This window comes from Kitasatospora sp. NPDC054795 (genome assembly GCF_053611565.1).
The window spans coordinates 1-5245 of sequence record NZ_JBSHAP010000246.1 but is presented as its reverse complement, the minus strand read 5'-3'; the positions used below and the strand labels follow the sequence as shown (position 1 = coordinate 5245).

Below are 5245 nucleotides of genomic sequence, written 5' to 3'. Positions count from 1 at the left end.
GACTCGGCTCGACGGCACCGACCGGCCTCGTCACCCGAACACGCACCCGCCCGGTCGGCCCGCACGGCAGCACGAACCACTCCGACGTGGTGCCGAACGGATCGCCCTCGTCCTCGTCCGCGCTGATGCTCGGCAGGCTGTCGAGAGCGAGGAACGAGAGGTCCGGCAGTTCGTCGGCGGACCGGCCGGCCCGGGCGTCCAGGAACTCCTGGAGCGCCCGGTCGAGCACCGGTCGCCGGTCGGACAGGGGGGTGGGGTCGGACAACTCTCTGCTCCTGGCTTCGGTCGACGGGCACGGTGGCTCCGTGTGTGCCCCGGCCGTGGTGGCCTGGTCGTGCCCTGCGGCGGGCGGCCGGCTCCTCAGCTGGCTTCGTCGTACGGGCGTGCCCGCCACTCGCGCGGCGGGACGCCGTAGGCGGCGCGGAAGGCCCGGCTGAAGTGCGCCGGGTTGGCGAAGCCCCAGCGCTGGGCGACGGCCGACACGGTGGGCGCGGTGCGGCCGCGCCGGGCCAGCTCGCGGGCGCAGGCGTCCAGGCGGAGCCGCTGGACGAGGCGGCTCACCGTCACGCCCTCGTCCTCGAAGAGCCGGTGCAGGTAACGCACGGAGATGTGGTGGGCCCGGGCGATCCGCTCGGGCGACAGGTCCGGGTCGCCCAGGTGGCGGTCGATGTACTCCCGCACCCGCCGGACCAGGTGGGCGTTCCGGGCGCCCGGCCCGTCGGCCTCCCCGGCCGGCACCAGCTGGGCGATGAGGGTGCTGAACAGGCCGGCGACACTGCCGGCCAGCCGGACCCCGACCGGGTCGGGGTAGGAGTGCGCGGAGGCGGCGAGAACACCCAGGAAGGGCAGGATCACCGGTCCGCACCCGTCGGTCGGGCCGACGGCCGTCGCGGAGGCGTGCCGCAGGTCGCGCTCCGGGACCCCCAGCAGGCGGCGCGGCACGTGGAACAGATGGGTGCGGAACCGCTCCGGGTAGTCCACCGCGAACGGGCGCGCCGTGTCGTAGAGGACCAGCCCGCCCGGCGGCACCTCCGCGCGGCGCCCGTCCTGCTCCAGGACGGCCCGGCCCGATACCTGCACGCCGATCCCGACCTGCGGCTCGCTGTGCGGCATGCGCGCGATCAGCGCCGCCGTGCGGGAGAGCCGGGCCGCGTCGGCCTCCAGCGTGGAGATCCGCACGTACCCGAGGCGGTGTGACTCCAGGAGTCCGTCGAACGGCCGCCCGGTGAGCGGGCGCACCTCCAGCGGCACCAGCGACCGCGACACCGCCCCGCTCCAGAAGGCCGCCTTGTCGCGGTCCGCGACCGACGCCGTCGTCACCCGCAAGCCCATCTGACCGTCCTTCCGCCGGAGTCCTGCGCACTCTCAGCGTGGCCCGCGGGCGCGGCGGGCCGGTAGGTCATCTGACTGTCGTCCCGGGGCGGTGCGCCGGGAAGCCCGGCGGGGTGGCCGGGGTAAGCCGGCCGGGCGGACGTTTTCCCAGATCAGCCGCCGTCGAGGGCGTGGGCGAGCGCGGCCCGCGTGGTGATGCCGAGCTTGGGGAAGATCTTGTAGAGGTGAGCCCCGACGGTACGGGGCGACAGCCGGAGCTGCCGGCCGATCTCCTTGTTGGTCAGGCCGGTCGCGGCCAGCCGGGCGATGCGCAGCTCCTGGCCGGTCAGCCCGGACGGGTCGGCGGCCGGTCCGTCCTGCGGCAGCGCCACGGAGTCGCCCGCGGCCCGCAGTTCCTCCTCGCACTGCGCCGCCCAGGGGGTGGCCCGCAGCCGGCGGAACACGTGGTGGGCCGCGCGCAGCGTCTCCCTGGCCCCGGGCCGGTGGCGGCGGCGCAGCCACGCACCGTGGGCGAGCCTGAGCCGCGCGAGGTCGAACACCCACTGCTCGGCGCCCGGTACCGCGTACGCGGCGAGGTAGGCGGCCTCGGCCTCGGGGTCGTCCGCGGCCAGCGCGGTGGCGGCCGCGCACAGGAAGGCGTGGCGTCCGGAGATCTCCGCCGAGCGCGCCGCGGCTCCGGCCGCGAGGTGGGCGCGGGCCTCGTCGAGGCGTCCGGTGTGCACGGCGGCCGTCACCAGGTCGAGGACCAGCGTGTGGTGCCACGGCTGGCCGCCGGGCAGGCGCCCGGGCGGGGTGAGTTCGCAGAAGTGCGCGTACGCCTCCTCGTAGCGCCGGTGGGCAAGCGCGGCCAGGCCGCGCAGATGGGTCAGGCGGTCGAGGACGTACCGCATCCGGGCGCGCGTGGCGACCGGCCCGATGGTCCGCTCGATCTCCTGGAGCCCGGCCACGTCGCCCCGGCCGGCCAGGAAGTGGGCGTAGTACTGGCGGAACATCAGGCCGTTCGTGTGGTAGCCGAGCTCGTCCGCCTCCTCGGCCTCGCGCAGGCAGACGGCCGCCCGGTCCCAGTACCCGAGCAGGTAGTCCTGGTGGGCCTTGGCCTTGGCGACGGAGCCCTGGGTGGCGTAGCCGTGCAGCCCGGAGAAGCGCTGCCACAGACCGCTGTCGGGGCTGTCGAGCGCCGAAGCGGTCCAGAGCAGGAGCCAGGCCGCGCCGGCCTCCTGCTCCTCGGTCATGCCGTCGGCGGTCGCCAGCAGGGCGGCGGCCGCGTCCGGGACCGGCTCGGTCCAGGCCCGCAGACAGAGCCGGCCCACGTCGGAGACGTCGTCCCGGTGCCGTTCCAGGGCGCGCCAGGCCCAGGGGTCGTCCGTGTACGTGGCGGCGAGGAGCAGCTTGAACCAGGCCTGTTCGACCAGCCCGCCGAAGGCGTCGGCGCCCGGCGCGGTCAGCGCGTCGAGGGCCGCGGGCAGCAGCGCGGCGGAGGACTCGAAGTCGACGCGGTGGCTCTGGTCGGCGTAGACCACCGCGTACGAGAACAGCGGGGCGATGTCCTGCGGGACCGTGCTGCTCCTCAGTTCCTCCACCAGGGCCGCGGTGTGGCGCAGCTGCCCGCCGCGGGCCGACATCACGGCGGCCCGGGTGAGCCTGCGGACGCGGTCGCAGGAGCTGGGGCTGAGGACGGCGGCGCGTTCCAGCAGGAGGGCGCCCTCCGCCTCGCCGCCCCGGCGGGCCAGCTCGTGGCCGGCCTCCTGGAGGCGGTGCGCGAGGTCCTCGTCGGGCAGCAGGGCGGCGGCCGCCTCGTGGACCAGTCGCCGGGGGTCCTCCGGTGCGAGGGCCTCGGACAGCGCGCGGTGGGCCTCCCGGCGGGCGGTGTCCGAGGCGGCGGAGACGACGGCGGTGCGCACCAGGGGGTGCCGGAACACGAGCTGTCCGGCCGGGTCGAGCCGGGCCAGGCCCTCGGCCTCGATCCGTTCCAGGATCTCCCGCGCGTTCTCGTCCGCGAGGGCGCGGAGCCACTCGGTGCTACCGGAGTCCGGGCCGGTGGCCAGGGCGCCGAGCAGCAGCAGGCGGCCGACCTCCGGCGTCACCGTGCCGAGCCGTTCGGCGAACATCCGTTCCAGCTTCCGTCCCAGGGGCAGCCGTTCGGGCAGCGGGGCGGCTCCCCGCTGCTGGGCGTCCGCCAGCTGGCGCGGCAGTTCGACCAGCGCCAGCGGGTTCCCGGCCGCCTCGGCCAGGACGCGCTCCCTGGCGGGTGCCGCGAGTTCGGGGTAGCGGGTGCCCAGCAGCAGGGCCGCGTCCTCGCGGGGCAGGGCCGGGACGTCGACGGCCTCGGCCGACCAGGTCTGGGCGGCCGGTCCGTTCGCGCGGCTGGCCCCGACGATCACCACCGGCAGCTCGGCGCACCGCCGGTGCAGGAAGGCGAAGACGGTCGCGCTCGACGAGTCGATCCAGTGCAGGTCGTCCAGGACCAGCAGCACGGGGGCGGTCCGTACCGCCCGCTCCAGCAGGGCCAGTGTCGCGGCGCCGACGGCGAAGCCGCTCGGAGTGCCGGAGCGGATGCCGAACGCGCTGTCCAGGGCCTCGCGCTGATGCGCGGACAGCGCGTCGGAGTGCTGGAGCAGCGACCAGAACGCCTGGTGGAGGGCCCCGAACGCGAGGTCCGTCTCCGCCTCCGTGCCGACCGCGCGCAGGACGGTGAACCCGCGCTCGCGCGCCAGTCGCTCCACCCAGGCCACCAGCGTGCTCTTGCCGACACCGGCGTCGCCGCGCATTAGGACGGTGGACCCGCTCGCGCCGTCCACGGCCTGGACCAGCGCCGCGGTCAGCAGTCCCGTCTGCCGCTGCCGCCCGACCAGGACCGGAAACCGTCTGTCCTCCGCCACTGGTTCCTCTCCCTCGGGCCGGCCGATCCGCTCACCGGGCATCCCAGGCTACCGCCCGCCGGAACCACCGTTCCGCTGCCGGTACGGGCCCGGACCCGGCGGCCCGGACCCTCGACGGGCACCGTCACCGGCGGTCCCCGCGCTGCTGCCGCCGGGGCGGGGTCGGGGGCGGGGACGGAACCGTCCCGGTCACTCGCGGTAGAGCAGCACGGTGAGCGCGGCCAGCACGGCGCTGGCGACCAGGGCCCAGGCGATCTGCCCGTGCAGGACCAGCAGCGCACCGGGGACGGCGCCGGCGAGCATGGTGACGACGGAGAGGATCTTGCGGCGCTGGCGGGGGGCGGTGCCCCCGGCCGGGCGGGAGTCGGCGGCCAGGCCGGTCAGGGTGAGGGTCAGCACGGTGGTGGTGAGGTCCGGTACGCCCAGGCCCCGCACGGTGGCGTTGCGGATGCCCATCGCCAGGGCGAGCAGGGCGATCACCGCGTACTGCGCGAACCCCTCGGGGCTCCGCACGAAGAGGACGGCGGCGGCCGCGGCGTGCAGCACGGCCTCCAGGACGAAGGCCGCGCGCAGTCGTGCGGGGCGCCGGGTCGCGCCCTGTCGGGTGGCGATCCGGCCGGCCACCCCCGCGCCGAGGAGAAAGGCCGCGAGGGAGGTCAGGGAGCCGACCACGGAGAAGCCGGGCGCTCCGGCGAGGGCGAAGGCGACGACCACGACGTTGCCGGTCATGTTCGCGGTGAAGACGTGGCCGAGGCCGAGGTAGCTGACGGCGTCGATCAGGCCGCTGACCAGGGTGAGGGCGAACAGGGCCAGCGCCAGCGGGTGGCGGTCGTGGATCTGCGGTCCGGACGGCTGCGGCGGCGGGGGTGTGGTCACGACGGCTCCTCGTACGGAAGGGGGCTGCGGGCGGGGGGGGGGGGGGCCGCGCGCCCGCGGCGGCCCCCCCCCGCGCCCCCCCCCCCCCCCCCCCCCCCCCCCCCCAAAAAAAAAAAAAAAAACAACAACAAAAACACAAAAAAAAAAAAAAAGAAAAA

3 protein-coding genes and 1 pseudogene are annotated in these 5245 nt (G+C 75.7%); all 4 read right to left on the bottom strand.

The annotated features are described in order from the left end of the window. Nucleotides 1–265: pseudogene (locus ACWGJO_RS40815) on the bottom strand (hypothetical protein); the annotation flags it as partial. A gap of 95 nt (nt 266–360) precedes the next feature. After that, nucleotides 361–1332, bottom strand: a complete 972-nt coding sequence (locus tag ACWGJO_RS40810; RefSeq protein ID WP_452190854.1) for an AraC-like ligand-binding domain-containing protein — start codon at nt 1330–1332, stop codon at nt 361–363. 152 nt (nt 1333–1484) lie between these two features. Then, entirely contained in the window at nt 1485–4211 is a 2727-nt protein-coding gene (locus tag ACWGJO_RS40805; protein ID WP_452190853.1) for an AAA family ATPase, read from the bottom strand. Between the two features lie 189 nt (nt 4212–4400). Continuing rightward, nucleotides 4401–5087: a YoaK family protein gene (locus ACWGJO_RS40800; RefSeq protein WP_452190852.1), complete on the bottom strand. Its 687-nt coding sequence runs from the start codon at nt 5085–5087 to the stop codon at nt 4401–4403. Nucleotides 5088–5245 lie beyond the last annotated feature (158 nt).

Coding starts and splice junctions, on each gene's coding strand:
- ACWGJO_RS40810 (WP_452190854.1), bottom strand. CDS start 1,332: ATGGGCTTGCGGGTGACGACGGCGTCGGTCGCGGACCGCGACAAGGCG.